The organism is Sinorhizobium fredii USDA 257 (assembly GCF_000265205.3).
Lineage (GTDB): Bacteria > Pseudomonadota > Alphaproteobacteria > Rhizobiales > Rhizobiaceae > Sinorhizobium > Sinorhizobium fredii_B.
This window is the reverse complement of sequence record NC_018000.1, coordinates 1,254,664-1,269,531: the sequence shown is the minus strand read 5'-3', so window position 1 is coordinate 1,269,531 and position 14,868 is coordinate 1,254,664. Positions and strand designations below refer to the sequence as shown.

Genomic DNA, 14,868 nt, shown 5'->3' with positions numbered 1-14,868 from the left:
CGGCTCCTAATTGTCCAACAGGTCAAGGGGAGACATTCCCGTTCGCGCTCTCGCAAGCCGCGCCGGTGCTTGCGGATGGTCGAGGAACATGGGACGCACCGCTGGTCCGCCGAGCAGGCCGCGCGCACTGAGTTCCTGCATGACCCCGAAGTGCGAGGCCGCGATCTTTCCCATCCAGAAAGGTTCGAGAACCCCACCATCTGCCAGATGGTCCAGCAGTTGCAGGAGCCCCCGTAAATAGATTGCATCCTTGACGAGGCCGCCGCCGCGGTAGACCCGCAGCACCACATTGAAGGCATCCGTCTCCGGCAATCCGTGCTCGTGGATGAGAAGCCGGTGGGCCTCCGGCAAAGCCGCACCGTCGAGCATGGCGGCGCAGGCAATCACCCGCGCGGCGATCAGGCGAAGTCGTTCGCCCGTCATTCCGCCGGACAGAAACTCTGCAAAGACCGCCAGGCCTTCCTGCATGCCCTCATATCCGGCGAGACCCGAGCGAAAGAGGCGCAGGCCCTGTGCGGAGCCGTTGAAATAGGTGAGCAGGTGAACGCCGATCTCGTGGCTGAGGATCGCCTCGACACGATCGACCGGGATGAGTGTGCTTCGAGCGATCAGCAATCGTCTGCCCGATACGAGCAAGCCTGAAGGAAGATCGTCCCGCACTTCAACGCGCGCCTCGAAGTCACTGCAGCGGCGCGCATATTCGGCGATCATTTCGCGCGCCCGGCGTTCGACGAAGTAGCAATCGGCGCACACCCTGACTGACGACGCGGAACCGCCGGCCTCGGTACCGCTTTTGTCGGTGCGGGCGAGGACTTCACCTGCCGCCCGCAGCAGTGCGGCCTCTACGGGACCGTAAAGCGCACGGCCGAATTCGGTGAATTTTGCCGTCTCCCGCGCAGAAAGCATCGAGAGTTGGAGATCGAGCTCCTGCTGCTTCTCGCGGTAAAGCTGATAAAGCACCGGATCCTCGAGGTGCTCGAAGGGAATGGAAAAAAGCTTTCGCTTCGCCGCCTCTACCTCCAGGGTCAGAGGCCGATAAAGAAATCGCGGCGCGCGGCCGCAACCGCTTGCGGTAAATTCTGTCCATGCGGCCTGGGCGTTTATCGGCGTCACGGCAAGCAGGAAATCGAAGGTGGATGCAACCTCGTCGATGCAACGGTCGGTGCGCACGACGGCGTCGATGAAGGCCTTTCGCCCCAGGGCGCGATGCGTGGAGGTGGCCAGGCTCCCCGTTGCGCTGGCGAATGCCGCAAAGGCGCGCAGGCCTGCATCGAAGAGGGCAGCGATCAAGCGCTCGCGAAGCTCAGGATAGATCTTGTCCGACTCCTGCTGGCGGTACACCGGCGCAAAGCGCACGCGCATCAACGGGAACGGAATATCGAGCGCTTCGCCCGCAGCTCTCCGTTCTTCCGACCAGTAGCGGATTTCGACCCGCGGCGTGCGGAACTTGACCTGGATCGCCTCGAAGGCCGCGATGAAGGCTCGTGCGGCTGCACGGATGGGCGCCTCTTTTCCTGCCGTAACTTCGATTGTGAAAGGCGGAAGGAAAGGCGCCTTGTCGGTGAGCAACTCGTCAGAGGCGAGTTCCCCCATTTCGATCACCATGAACGCTCCGAAGCGGCGCTCGAGCAGTGCTCCGACGGCTTCCACGATCGCCGCTGCGGTAGCTCTGTCCTGCGCGATCAGGTAGGAAGCGTTCGCCTGGGTTATCTCGCGTGCGACGGGAGCACGGTCGTCATCCGAAACATGGACGCAGAGAAAGGGCAGGGCCCGATCGATGTGGAGGCGACCGCCGCTCGGCAGCTCCTGCCGCACCGCCTTGCCCTCTTCGATCGACACGAGCACGTCGGCCAGCCAATCCAGGTTGCTCCGTGCCGCAGAGACACCTGCGCTTGCCTGTTTCATCGTGCCGACTCCAATGTGTCGGCGAGCACTGGCAGCGTCGACGCGAGCAGCTTTCTGAGGGCGCCGAGTGTTTCGGCGAATGGTTCTCCGGTCCATTCCTCCATGAAGATCTTCTTGAATTCGACAGCGATCGCGCAGCCCGTTTCCGGAAAATGCTCGTGGATAAAGCGTGCCTGGTAGCCACGGCCCTGAAAGGCGATGTTTTCCCGCACATCGAGTGGTCCGCCGGGAAAGTCGAAGGACCGCACCGCTTCCACGAAACTATCGACCACCGGTGCCCATTTCCTCCGGTCCATGGAAAAGGTGCCGATATTGACGTCCGGCGCTTCGGCGATGAGCGCCGGCTCGGCTTTCGGACCGGTTCGGCGGTGGTTGTAGCTGTGCACGTCGAGGACGACGAAACGTCCGTGGCAGCGTTCGATGCTGCGGAGGTACGATTTCAGCATCGCATAGTATTCGTCGTGCATGGCGAGCGACGCATCGGTGATCTCGCCGGGCAGTTCGCCCGACCAGACGTCGAGACCCCAGGCCTGTTCCGGCCGCAGATAGATCGCGCCGTCGCGCGGCCGGTTGACATCGACCTCGAAGCGCGACCGGTGAACGACGGTCCGGTTCGGCACATCGCGGATGATGAACTCGGTAAACGGATCCTCCTCGCGAAGGCGCTCTTCCTCGCTGAGTCTACAGAGGCGCTTCACCGCGTCGCGCATCGCGTGGCCGTTGTGAATGGCGGTCGCGACGACCGGCGACAGGCCACGGTGCTGCGTCCACCATTCGCCGGCGGCAGGGAGCGTCAGATCAAAATTGGCTTCCCGAGCTGTTTTCATGTTCATGGTTCCGGCCGCCGCGTCCGTCGCATTCGATGCACGCGGTTCTTCAGCTACAATTCCGAACGAAGTTTTTCGGTTCCAACTGCCAGGAAGGACCTCGAAGACAGCGTTGCTCAGGCACGATTGATCGTCGGCAGAAGGAGCTCTACTTCGCGCTGTCGCTCAGGGCTGAGCGTTTCCACATTGGTCTTCCAGAATGCCTCGGCCTCGTCAGGCTCGGGCTCCCAGTTCCTGATCGACGTCTCGTTATCGTCGATGACCACGCGACGGTGGCCGCCGAGACGCAGATATTCGTCTGCAAGTTTGCGCGCGTTCATCTGTTCCATGACTTCACTCCAGGTTCTTACCCCGAGTACCCAGAACTCCAGCGCTGTCGGAACGTTCCGGGCGTTTGGACGCTCCCGGGACATAGCTATGAACTTTATACGCTTTTTGCCCTGCGGATGCGAGTTTCGGTGTGAAAGCCTGGAGACGGCCGCGCTCAATTAAGCTTTTCGCTGAGTTTTGGAGCCATCTTTCCGGCGGGTTTCAGACGAACTGCAGCAGGTTACCTCGCCGGATTAGACGCTTCGCGGACCGCTCCGAGTATCTCGTTGGCCAGGAGCTATTCCAGGACCGCGCGATACTGGAGGCGCTGATGGAACGAACCCGCGCCGCCGGCCTGCCGACCTCGCGCGACGCGGCCGCCTGCGCTGCGTGATACCCTGATCTGAAACGCGGCGGTCTATACCGCGTCCTGGTCGGCGGGAGCTGCTTTCGCTGCTGCCGAGCCCCGCCGTCTGCGCGCCTGGTGACGCGGGGCAATCTTCGCCCGCACCGCCTTCAATGGCCGGGCGACCGCGTCGGAAAGGGCCTCACGCACGGCCTCGGCGATTGCAGGCACAACAAAATCCGCCTGCAACTCTTCGACCAGGTCGGCTCTTGACGCACCGTCCTCCCGCCAGAGCACGATGCCGATCCGCGCCAGCGGCGCAATGCGTTTCAGTCGTCGCACGATGAACTTGGCATGACGCAGCGAATCCTGATCGAGAAAGCTCACGAGGATCGCGTTGCGCCCCGGGAAGGGAAGGGTTCGGATCGTGCCCGGCTTCAGGTCCTTATGGCTCGCGGAGGCCACGTCCGCTCCTTGGATGCGGATAACCTGGGCGAGCATTGCCGCCGTCACATCGTCGAGATCGCCGCGTCCGCCGATGCAGAGGACGGATTTCCCATCTCCGAGAGGCAAATCATAGTCGTCGGTCTGATCGTCTCCGTCGCCGGTCTCTTCGCCGGCGTCTTCTTCCTCATCCTCTTCTTCCTCTTCGCTGGCGATTTCCTCGAGATTGGCGACGAGCGTTCGCGCGCTCTGGGCAATCTGCTCCGCCTGCAGATCGATGAGTGCGCCGCGGGCGCGGTCGTGTTCGGCGAGCAGCAGGGCGGGAATTGCCACCGTATCGTAGAATTCGACGAGGTATTTCTCCTCGAGCATTTCTTCAGCGTTGTCGGTCGCCTCATCCGGATCGCCGGCCAGCAAGCGTTGATAGAGCCGCTCCTTGGGATCGAGCACTGGCTCGTTGCCCAACAGGATTTCGAGGAACTCGAACTGCGGGACATGGCGGCCGAGCACCACGAGGCAAACTGTCAGCGGCGTCGACAGCACCAGTCCAACCGGACCCCAGAGCCAGGCCCAGAAAATCGCGGAGACGATGATCGCAAGCGGCGAAAGGCCGGTCCGCGAACCGTAAAGCCAGGGTTCGACGACATTGTTGCTGAGGAGTTCGAGGACAATGAACAGGGCGGCCGTCCACACCAGCAGGCTCCAACCGGGAGCCGCAGCGAAGGCGAGGAAGAGGGGAAGGACTGCCGCGATGACGGGGCCGATATAAGGGACAAAGCGGAGCACGATGGCGAGCATTCCCCAGAGGACCGCATTCGGTATGCCAAGCAACCAGAGGCCGATGGCAAGCGGTATCCCATAGGTGATGTTCACCACCATCTGCATGAGCAGATACTGGCCGACCCGCGCGCCGGCGTCCTGCAGGGCTTCGGTCGTTCGGTGCAGGTCGCCATAGCCGACCAGCCGGATGAAGCGGTCGCGCAATTCCTCCCTTTCGAAAAGCATGAAGATGACGACGACAATGACCAGACCAGCCGTGGCCAGCGGCCCGAGCAGGGGATCGATGATATTCCTCAGCGTTTCGATCGGGCGCTCAGGAGAAAATATCTCCACGAGAAGCGGTTTTTGCTCAGGGGGCGGCTCGGGCGATACGCGCGTTTCGGGCTTGGGACGGCTGATTTCGGTGCTGATCCTTTCCACGACGCGACCTAGGCGTTCGAGAATCTGGCTTTCCGATCCCGCCTCCTTCAGTCCCCTGATCTTCTCGATGATGTTGTATTGATAGGTAGGAAGGTTCTGCGCAACTTCGCTGACCTGCACGGCCAGGATGGCGCTGAATGCGGAGAGGAACAGGAAGGCTGTCGCGACCGTCCCGATAACGGCGACCGAGCGGGGCAAACCGGCTCTCCGCAGCCGCGAAACCACGGGCGCCAGTGCGAAGGTGAGCAGAAGGGCGATCGCCAATGGAAGAAACACTTCGCTGGCGAAATAGAGAACGGCAACCGTCGCGGCCGTTGCGGCAAGCGTCGGAAGCCGGGAAGGCTGCGCGATCGCTGCCGATCCCGGCGCGAGTGCGATCTGCATCGATCGGCCGGCGGCTTGGTCCTGGTCCTGGCCAGCTCTCCGCGAAAACCTCAAGATCTTATCCTCTAAGCCCCGCACCTTCAGACCGCCCTTGTGCCTCTCCGAAGGGGTCTAGGGCAAGATGAGGCTACACCACGGCGCTGCCGGCCATGAGGGCAAGGATCAGGAAGATCAGGAATATGACCAGTGCCAAGTAGAAGAGGATCTTGGCGATGCCTGCCGTTGCGGCGGAGACGCCGGAAAAGCCGAGAAAACCCGTAATCAGCGATATGACGAGGAAAATAAGAGCCCACTTGAGCATGGCGCAACCTTCATTGGGGAGAAGCCTTGCTAAGCAAGTAGGGCAGCTGGCGGGGAAGCCCAGGGGCATCGCAATCGGAGGCGCCGCCTACTACTTGTTCGGCCAGACCTCCTGCTCCCTATTGACGTCCGCAAGACCTCGCCGGGCGTCCCGGTTGCCGGTCGCGGCGGCTGCTTCGAATATGCGTTTCGCCTCGGCAAAGCGGTTGAGCCTTAGATGGGCATAGCCGCGCAGCACCATCAGGTCGGTGCGCTCGCTGGAAATCCGCCTCAACTGATCGAGAAATATCAGGGTCTCCCGGTATCGGCCGGCGTCGAAGGCGGCGATCGCACGGTCGGTCAGTATGGCGGTCTGCAGTTCGGCCACGCGCGCACGGCTTTGCGGCGACTTCGTCGCGGCGACGGCCGCCTTGCCGGTCAGCCCGGCGCGGAGATAGGCCAGACTCTGGCCGTAGGCGGCATCTTCCCTGACCGCAGACGCGGAGGCGCGCAGCGCAACCTCGAAGGCCCCGGCTGCTTCGAGGGGACGGTTCATGTCCATCAGGCACCATCCCCGCGCCAGCGCCGCCTGCGGCGGCAGCCGGTTCGGGTCCAGCGTCTCGCGGCACCCGAGCGGCCTTCGCACGAGTTGACGCGGCGAAGTGCCGACGCGGGCAGGCAGACCGGTTTGACGACGAACGACATCGACGGCCGGGCGTCGACTTTCCGGTGCGATCGGCTGTGCGCGTTGCGCCGCGGGGCCTGGGACCTGGCCTGCCTCCGCCGGCTTTTCCGGCTCGCCGAGGCGAGCGATCCGCTCCGAACGTCCCGCCCAAAGCCGCTGGATCTCGGCCGCGCCGGCTGTGTCGCCGAGCTGTTGACGGGTGATCGCCAGACCATAGGCCGACGGCTCATCATCCGGCTTCCAGCGCAGTGCCGTCGAAAACCATTGAAGGGCCGTCTGCGGCTGACCCAGCGTTCGGGCATACCAGCCGAACTGCTGCGCCGTTGCCGGGTCGCGCGCCTTCATCGTCTCTTGCGCTATGCGCTGGAGGACTTCGCCGGCGAGAGCGACCGGCGGTTCGATCGCCAGCAGATTGGCGGTCGCCGCCATATAGGTCGCGTGCGCGTCGGCCGAAGCTTCGCGCCAGCGATAGAGCACCTTCTCGGCTTCTTCCGGGGCCTTGCGGTCGATCAAGGTGAGCGCCAGCCCCTGCGAGGCGGAGGCGGAATCCTGCTTGTCGCGCGCACGCCGGAACCATTGCTCCGCCGCGCTCATGTTCTTGCGGCGCAGTTGGTACCAGCCGAGCAGCAGCGCATCCGACGCCATACGTTGCGTCTCGACGAGCCGTTCGAGCCGCTGCAGATATTTCGGGTCGACGGTGAGTGTTGCGTCGTCTTCGCCCTCGGCGACAAAGCGACGGGAGAGGTCGTCGCGGATGCTTTCGAATTCCAGCGCTCCGGAGGCGTTCGGTCTCTCGTAGGAAAGCAGTTCCTGGACAATGGCATAGGGCAGGGCGGCAGCAGCTTTCTGCAGGGTGGCGAGCCGCTCCGGTTCGCTGTCGCAATTCTTCAGAATGTAGAGATAGGCATCGCGCGCCCGACCGTCGCGCTTCGTTGCCGCAAAAGCCTCGGCAACGCGCCAAAGCACATCCACCTCGCTGCAAGTGAGCAGGATGGGCGTGTTGGCGCCGACCTGAATGACGGTCTCATGTTGTTTGAGATCGGAGGCATTGATGAGCCTAGCGCGAGCCTCGGCGACGTCAAGGCGCTCGAGGAGATCGGCTGGCGGCTGCCAACCGGCCTCTCTTGTCTGCCGGTCGGCAATCGCTCTGCGTACCTCCGCGTAGCGGCTTTCCGAATAAAGCTGCCACATGGATTCGAGCTGTATGTCCTTGTTGCGAGGGACGGCCAAGGGGTCCTGCGGAGGGGTCCAGTTTGGATAGAGGGCTCTAAGACGCGAAATTTCCGCCTGCAGACGGGCAGTGTCGCCCTGGCTGGCGAAATAGCGCAGCGCCGATTCGTCGACCGCCGGCGGCTCATCGGCCGGAGGCGCATCTGCTTGTGGCGGCGTCTGCGCCTGCGCGACCTCGCGCGAACCGGTCTCTCTGGCGGCTTTTCCGCTATCGTTGCCGAAGGTAGCGGCCAGCTCCGGTGCGGCACTGGCCATGAGGTCTCCAAAGCCCTTGCGCAGCTGGTCGCCGTCGGCGAGGCCGGCGATGCCGATCACCGTCGCGGTCACTCCTGCGAACGCTATGACTGGAAACTTCATAAACACTCCGGATGCTTTTCCTCCACGAAAGACAGTCCCAGCAGGTGCAGGGTCGAAGGGTAATATTGCGTCGGGTGGAACGCCTTGGCGTCCTCTGGCACCTTGGTGCCTTCAAGCACACAGGCCAGAATATGGTTAATAAACCGATAACCGGGATCCGTCAGCGTCGCGCGCACCGCCCCGGTTTCGAGATCGCGGGTCACAAGCTCGCCATCCGGGCCTGACATTCCACGTTGCAGCCTCAGCAGCAACTCACGGTCCGCTTGTTCCGCGCGCATAACGTAAAGCGGTATGCGCAGGGCATTGAAACCGAATTCGCGCGGAAATCCGGCGGCCGGTTTGAGTGTCGTTTTGGCGCTCACCCAATCGGCCGGCATGTCCTGCGGACCGAATTTCATGGCCTGGATCATTGCCTTGCCGTCCGCTCCGAGCGCCCGCCATTTCGGCGAAGGAACCACGCGGTCGAGCACGGGCAGTGCTTCGAAGACCCAGTAGGAGGGATTGATGACGGGGCCATCGTCGCGATCAGAGGCGGAAAACCCCGCGACGCCGGGCAGCAGCAGTGTGCGCCCGCCGTGATCGATGACGGTCTTGTCGAGAATAGCCTTGGCGATCGTGACTGCCGCCTGCGAATAGTCACTTCGGCTCCAGCGCTCAGCAGCGAGCGCCAAACCATATGCAATCAGGATGTCGCCGTCCGTCGCGTTGTTGACGTCGGTCACATGGGGATCAACATCCGGGCTCCATTTCCAGGCGGCCAGCCCGTCGTCGCGCAACAGAAGCTCGCGACGGGTGAAGGACCAGATCTGCTCGAAATCGGCAGGTTCGTTTGCCAGGAACGACAGGAGCAGGCCGTATCCCTGTCCCTCGCTGTGGCTGACATTGCCATTGGCATCGTCGAGGATGCGCCCGCTCGAATCGAGGAACTTTGACTTGTACTCCACCCAGGCGTCGGCCTTCACACTTGCCTGCCTCTCATCCGCTTCGACCGGTCTGACTAACACCACCATAAGGAGCGCGAATATCAACAGGTATCTCATGGTCGGCGCCCCAGTTTGCCAAGCAGCACGGCGGTTGCCAGGCCGAGCATCACTGCAAGGCTGACGAGCAGTACCGCATAGAAGAGGATGTTCGTCGACAGCCAGTTCGCTGCGATCAGGCGATAGTTCCAAAAGGACCGCGGCTGCGTCTCGACCAGGCTGAAGCGACGAGCCGGAGTGGTGGTCAGCTTGTCGTCGACTGGCTCGTAGGTCGCAATGTGCCCGGACATCTCACTCCATCGGGATGTGTCGGCGATCGCGGCCACGCCCTCGCGCAGCAACTTCGGCGAGGGAGCTGCCACCACCGTCCAGGTGGCGTTCTCAGCCGGATTGGCCGATTGCGCCACCAGAAGGGTCGCCGTGTCTGGCGGAGCGAAGGGCGCCTCGGCCTCCGGTATCAGCCGCAGCGAATTCAAGGAAATGTCGAAATTGTCCTTGATCCAACTCTCGACATCGACGATGGCGCTGCGCCAGCCACCGCCCTTCAAGCGCGTCTGCCACTCATCGAGCGCGGTCTGTGTGTTGCGCCCCTGGGCAACGTCCTTCGCGCTCCCCCAGGTCGCCTGAGTGGCCGTGTCGATCCCGGCCTGCGTCAGCACCATCTTCGGGAGCTGCGGCATGGCGCCGATGAACAGCGCCTGCCTGCCGTCAGCGACGAGCGGATCGGCGATCGTCTCCACCTGCATCGGCCGTCCGCCGGCAACTGCCAGTCTCGCGATGAAGGTGCCGGCCGCCGAAAGCGTGTCTGCATCGGCCCTGTCGATATAGAGCGCCACCGGATCGGCGCTGCCTCGGTAGGGATAGGCCGAGCCGGACGTTGCGGCCAGATCGGGGCGTCGTGCGACGCGGGCGAAATCCGGCATCGCAAATTCCGACGTGTCGAACAGGGCGAAGCGCGGCTCGGAAGAAGCGGCGGTTCCGGGCGCGCATACTTTGTCGGCTTCGGTCAGCAGGACAGCTTCCAGTTCAATGAGATTGGCTCCGGGACGGAAATGCCGCAGCGTCACATTGATCGGCAGATGACGAAGGATCCCGCCTGATGACGCTCCGAGCGCAACCGTCGTGGCTATGTTGCCGTTCACGTAGACGTCGATCCGGCTGCCGGGGCGCACCACCTCCGTATAGGCCGCATCGAGGAGGATGGTGGCCTCGCCATAAGCATCGGCATAAAAGTCGGAAGGAATTGCCACCTGGAGAGCCGTCCGGAACCGGCGGCCGGGAAACTCGCTTGTGGCGACGCCCAGTTCGGAAAAACGCAGCCTCTTGCCGGAAAATATCAGCGGCGTTTGCGGCAGCCGCCAGCGTTCCGTTTTGATGACGTCGCGCGAGATATCCGAGGGGCGCTCCGTGGCCGCGGTGACCGTTTCGATCGCTGCCGCTACGGCCGCCCAGTCGGGGCCGCTGAGGACGAGAACCGGCGCATGTTCAGTCTCGGATTCGGCGAAGACGGCAACCGTGCTGGTCGCCGCCTCGGCCGGCAGCGAGAGGAGGAGAGGCTGGAGTTCCGTTGCCGTGCCGGCAAGAATCGTCAGTTCGCCAGGCTTGTCGAGGTCCGGCATGTCGCGGCTAAAGACGATCGATTGGGCCGGCATGCGTCCGAGCAAGGCAAGGCCCTGAGCCAGCCGCATCAATACCGGCACGCGGCTCGGCTGCTCCAGAGCGGGCACCACGATATTAAACTGGGTTCGCCCGCTCTCGTTTGTACCGATCGCCTGAATGTCCTCGATCGCGCTCAAGGCTCTGGGCTGCTCCCCCTCGAACGCGATGAAGGCGGTGTCGGAGGCTATCTCTGTCCAGAGTTCGTAGGTCGACTGGATCGTGCAGTCGGTTCGATGTCGGTGCCGAGCCCGGAAGCGGATCTCGTTCGACCCGGTACGCAGCAGGCCCGGCGGTATGTCGTAGCTACGGTCGTGCGGCTCGTCGGCGGCCTGGACCGGTGCTTCGCCGATAAGTTTGCCGTTCACCAGAACGGACAGGACGGATGTCTCGGGCGCAACGACGATCGCGTTCTGATAGGCAAAGGTGAGTTTGCGGCCGGCTGCAGCCTGCGCCGGCGTCAGATAGATGGACCAGGCGCGCTCGTCCGCTTCACCGGCGAGCGACAAGGTCGGAAACGGCAGGATGAAGCGCCGGAACGGCTCGGCCGCCGGGTGAGGCGCGCTCGCCTCGGTGCTGCCGGAGCTTTGCTCGGCGTCACGTCTTTGCGGCGCCTTTTCCACCGGCGGCGCGGCAGGCTGTTCGGCGGGGCGCTCGCCCGACATGTCGAAGGGGGAGGGCTGTGCCGCCGCCTGCGACCCGGCCAAGAACATCATCAGGAGTGCGAGCACGTGCTTCATTTGTTCGCTCCCGCCTCGGACTTTATGCTGCGGAAGAAATAGATGAGGCCGCGACTCATCTGATAAAGGGCCAGCCAGAGGAACCAGAGCGTGCCTCGCACCAGGCCTGGATTGCCGCGCCGCATGCGCTGAAACTCGCTCCACTGCTGGGAATTCGCGAAGATGAGGTCGGCGACCAGGCTATGGTGGCGAGCGATTTCCGGCAGATAGCGGCAGCCGACGATCGTCAAATCGCCGTCGGTCTCGATATTCCTGATCTTGACCGGCAGCGTTTCGAACGTACCGTCGCCGCTATAGGGCTGGAAGCGGATCTGCCCTCTCACATCGATGAGGAGCTCGTCGGTGGGAAGGCCATAGACCTGGACTCTCGCCCCGTGTGCCGAAACGTTCTCGATCGTTGCGGGATATGTCTGCTCGCCGAACGAGAATTCGCAGCGCCGGCTGACCTTCACACGCCGCGAGGCTGCCTTTTCGCCGCGTTCGGAGACGACCCCGAGTGCGCAGCCGGCCATGATGAGGTTGAGAAGATTCCAGCCGCCGACGACGAGCGTAATGTCCGCCTTGTAGGGCTCCGTATAGACCCGGTAAATGGCCAGCGCCGAGGCAACAAGGAGGACGGCGAAGATCACGAAGAACGGCCGACTGATCTCGGAAAGCCGGCTCTCAAAGACGGACTCGTCCTTTGCCGTCACCTTGAATGTCGGTTTGCGCGGGTTGAGCAGGACCGAAACGACCGCCGGCAGCAGATGCACGGTCTGCGCATATTCGTAGAGCTCGGATATCCACGGCCAGCGGAACGATCCGTAGAGATAGTTCTGCATCGTCAGGTTCACGAGCATGTAGACGAGCGTATAGGCGAGGAACTCGCCGCCGGAGGCGGTGAAGATCTGAAGATCGAAGAACAGGTAGAAAAGCGGCGCGAAGAGGAAGATCGTCCGCGAGAACGGAAACAGCCAGAACAGCGTCGACGACATGTAGCAGAGGCGCTGCGGTATGGATAAGCCGCCCTTGAGCAAGGGGAAGCGGAACATCAGGATCTGCATCATCCCCTGCGCCCAGCGGCTGCGCTGGCCGATGAAGCTTGCAAACGTCGCCGGCTGCAATCCGGCGATCAGGGGACGGTCGACATAGACGCTGTTCCAGCCGCGCCCGTGAAGTGCCAGTGCCGTCTCGCAGTCCTCGGTGATGCTCAGTCCGCTGAAGCCGCTCGTATCCTCCAGCGCCTTGCGCCGCAGTACGGCTGCCGAGCCGCAGAAAAAGGCGGCATTCCATTTGTCGAGACCGCGCTGGATGATGCCGTAGAACATCTCGTTCTCGCTCGGCATCTTCTCGAAGGTCCTGAGGTTGCGCTCGAGCGGATCCGGGTTGAGGAAGAAATGCGGCGTCTGCACCAGGAACAGGCGCGGATCGTCCTCGAAATAGCCGACCGTTTCGAGCAGGAAGTCGCGCGCCGGAGCGTGGTCGGCATCGAAGACGGCGATCAACTCGCCGTTCGAATGCAGCATCCCGTTGTTGAGATTGCCGGCCTTCGCATGCTCGTTGCGGTCGCGGGTGAGATAGCGCACGCCGAGCTCCTCGCAGAGTTTCTGCAGTTCCCGGTGTCGTGCGGCCGCACGCTGGGCGTCGACGAGATTGGTGGAATTGCGCTTCTGCGAGGTGCCGCCGTCATCGAGCAGCCAAACCGTCAGCTTATCGGCCGGATAGTCCATGCCCTTGGCCGCCGCAAGCGTGTTGGCAAGCAGGTCCGCATCCTCGTTATAGGACGGCACGAAAACGTCGACCTTCGGGTATTTGCCCGGCGTCGCGGAACGCGATGGCCGCGGCGGAAGCGGCATGGCCACCACGAAGAGGCTGAGGGCGAGCATCATGACGCTGTACATTTCCGCTAGGTAAAGCAGGAAGCCCGGAATGAAATTCTCCGGCTGGTTGACCGGCGGCAAGGTGCTCGTCGTACGCCAATAGACATAACGCAGCACCATGGCGCTACCGAAGGCTAGCGCAATGAGCCGCCATTTGCCGCCCGCGTCCAGGAGCTTGATAAGCGCCATGAACGTCACGACAAGCACGCTTGCGATCAACTGGGTCTGCAGGTTGACGGGCAGCGTGATGAGCGCGACGAGGCAAAGGGATATGATGACCCATGCGGCAAGAGTAGCGACCTTACTCATACATTTGCCTTCCAACAGCGGCGTTCATGCCGCTGGCGATCGTTTACAAAAACAAGCCGGATCGGACGACCCGTCGAGCGCCATAGCAGGCTCGAGTTAGCGCGGTTGTTAAGGGCAGACCGTACCTCCCAGCGGTGTGCACGTCGGCAGGGGAACCACGACAGTGCCTACCGCGCCAGTGGAAACTGCTGGGGTCGGCAGGCTTCCTTCGGCTTGCGGCGCGGGCAGCGGGGTCACGACCGCCTGAGGTATAACGTCCGGTTTGTCAACCACAGTCGTCGTTCGAACCACGGCCTTCGCCTCCGTTCGTCTCCTCCCTTCGGGTTCAGACGCTTGGTCGCCCGACGGCATCTCCGTGCGATAGATGGGACTGCCCGTTCGTCCGAGCCCGGCGTCGACAGCCGGTGGTGCCCCGTAGGGGTTCCATGCCGGGTCGCCGACGGTGCCGCTGATCGTATAGCCGTAGACGACACTCAGCAGTTCGTTCTCCGTGGCCCCGGCCGCGCAATAGCGGAGCCGTACCTGGATGGTGCCGTAATCCCGCAGTGGAGAGCGCTGGCTTTCCGGTGGACGTATTTGCTGCCACGCATAAAGGCAAGCGTCGCCGCCGCGCCCACGCCCGAAGGCATAGCCAAAGGGTCCGTAGTTGTTCTGAAGGAAGTAGGGCGATTGGGCCAGCGGAACGCCCGGAATGGCGCGCCTCGCCTCGCGCATCATCTCCAGTGCGCGAACGGCCGAGTAGGCGGCCGTTTTCTGGTTGAAGCCCGCACCCGTAGGTTCGAAGAATGTGGCGCGAAAGTAATTCTGTCCGGGTGTTGAAGCGGATGTGTGCAAATTGACATCCTGCTCGACGCCATTGCCAAAGCGCCGCTCGACCACGTTCAAGACCGCTGGCCCCCCTGGTGGCGGCAGGACGAGGGCGTTTTCCGTCGGCACGATCGTTGCGCCTGTTGGAACGTGGACTCCTTCACGGGTCGTGCAGCCTGCAAGGGACAGAAACGCGAGAACGACCAATCCGACGGCCTTGCCGCTGCACCGCAAACTGGCAACCTCCAATCTTGCCCCCACAGGGGAGCGCGTCTTCTCAAACGCACACAGGCCGTTGCGGCACATTGAATTTCTGCTTGTTCCGTTCAAACGGCCCGACTCCACGAAACACGCAGAAATGCGGAGCTCGCTCCGCCCGCATCTCACATCTCAATCCATTCCGCGGCGACCACGAATCGACACTCGGGCCGCCGCCTAATGGAACGCATAGTGCAACTGAGGCTGTTTTCAAACCCGCATAAACCGGGGCAGGCGACGCGCGGCAGTCCGACGCGGTCCGTGCTTTAGGGTGTCGGTGTGCAAGACACAGG

General features: G+C 62.9%; 10 protein-coding genes. All 10 read right to left on the bottom strand.

The features are described from left to right. Positions 1 to 6: 6 nt before the first annotated feature. Complete coding sequence (locus tag USDA257_RS05830) at positions 7 to 1,905, bottom strand: flavohemoglobin expression-modulating QEGLA motif protein (RefSeq protein WP_014761977.1); 1,899 nt, start codon at positions 1,903 to 1,905, stop codon at positions 7 to 9. Further along, the gene (locus USDA257_RS05825) at positions 1,902 to 2,738 is read right to left on the bottom strand and encodes an N-formylglutamate amidohydrolase (RefSeq protein WP_014761976.1); all 837 of its coding nucleotides are present in this window, start codon (positions 2,736 to 2,738) and stop codon (positions 1,902 to 1,904) included. The genes USDA257_RS05830 and USDA257_RS05825 overlap by 4 nt, the downstream gene beginning before the upstream one ends. A gap of 110 nt (positions 2,739 to 2,848) precedes the next feature. After that, positions 2,849 to 3,061: a hypothetical protein gene (locus USDA257_RS05820; protein ID WP_041413943.1), complete on the bottom strand. Its 213-nt coding sequence runs from the start codon at positions 3,059 to 3,061 to the stop codon at positions 2,849 to 2,851. A 398-nt stretch (positions 3,062 to 3,459) separates the two neighbouring features. Beyond that, positions 3,460 to 5,472, bottom strand: coding sequence for an AI-2E family transporter (locus USDA257_RS05810; RefSeq protein ID WP_041414989.1), 2,013 nt, complete (start codon positions 5,470 to 5,472; stop codon positions 3,460 to 3,462). A gap of 70 nt (positions 5,473 to 5,542) precedes the next feature. Then, the gene (locus tag USDA257_RS33575; protein ID WP_014761973.1) at positions 5,543 to 5,716 is read right to left on the bottom strand and encodes a DUF1328 domain-containing protein; all 174 of its coding nucleotides are present in this window, start codon (positions 5,714 to 5,716) and stop codon (positions 5,543 to 5,545) included. A 90-nt stretch (positions 5,717 to 5,806) separates the two neighbouring features. Continuing rightward, a complete protein-coding gene (locus tag USDA257_RS05800; protein ID WP_014761972.1) occupies positions 5,807 to 7,966 on the bottom strand; it encodes a hypothetical protein in 2,160 nt (719 codons plus the stop codon). Beyond that, positions 7,963 to 9,006 (bottom strand): glycosyl hydrolase family 8, encoded by a 1,044-nt coding sequence (locus USDA257_RS05795; protein WP_014761971.1) that lies wholly within the window; start codon positions 9,004 to 9,006, stop codon positions 7,963 to 7,965. The genes USDA257_RS05800 and USDA257_RS05795 overlap by 4 nt, the downstream gene beginning before the upstream one ends. Continuing rightward, positions 9,003 to 11,342: a cellulose biosynthesis cyclic di-GMP-binding regulatory protein BcsB gene (locus USDA257_RS05790; protein WP_014761970.1), complete on the bottom strand. Its 2,340-nt coding sequence runs from the start codon at positions 11,340 to 11,342 to the stop codon at positions 9,003 to 9,005. The genes USDA257_RS05795 and USDA257_RS05790 overlap by 4 nt, the downstream gene beginning before the upstream one ends. Beyond that, complete coding sequence (gene bcsA, locus USDA257_RS05785; RefSeq protein WP_014761969.1) at positions 11,339 to 13,510, bottom strand: UDP-forming cellulose synthase catalytic subunit; 2,172 nt, start codon at positions 13,508 to 13,510, stop codon at positions 11,339 to 11,341. The genes USDA257_RS05790 and bcsA overlap by 4 nt, the downstream gene beginning before the upstream one ends. Before the next feature lie 108 nt (positions 13,511 to 13,618). After that, on the bottom strand, positions 13,619 to 14,395 hold the full coding sequence (bcsN, locus tag USDA257_RS05780; protein WP_014761968.1) for a cellulose biosynthesis protein BcsN: 777 nt from the start codon (positions 14,393 to 14,395) through the stop codon (positions 13,619 to 13,621). Positions 14,396 to 14,868: the final 473 nt, after the last annotated feature.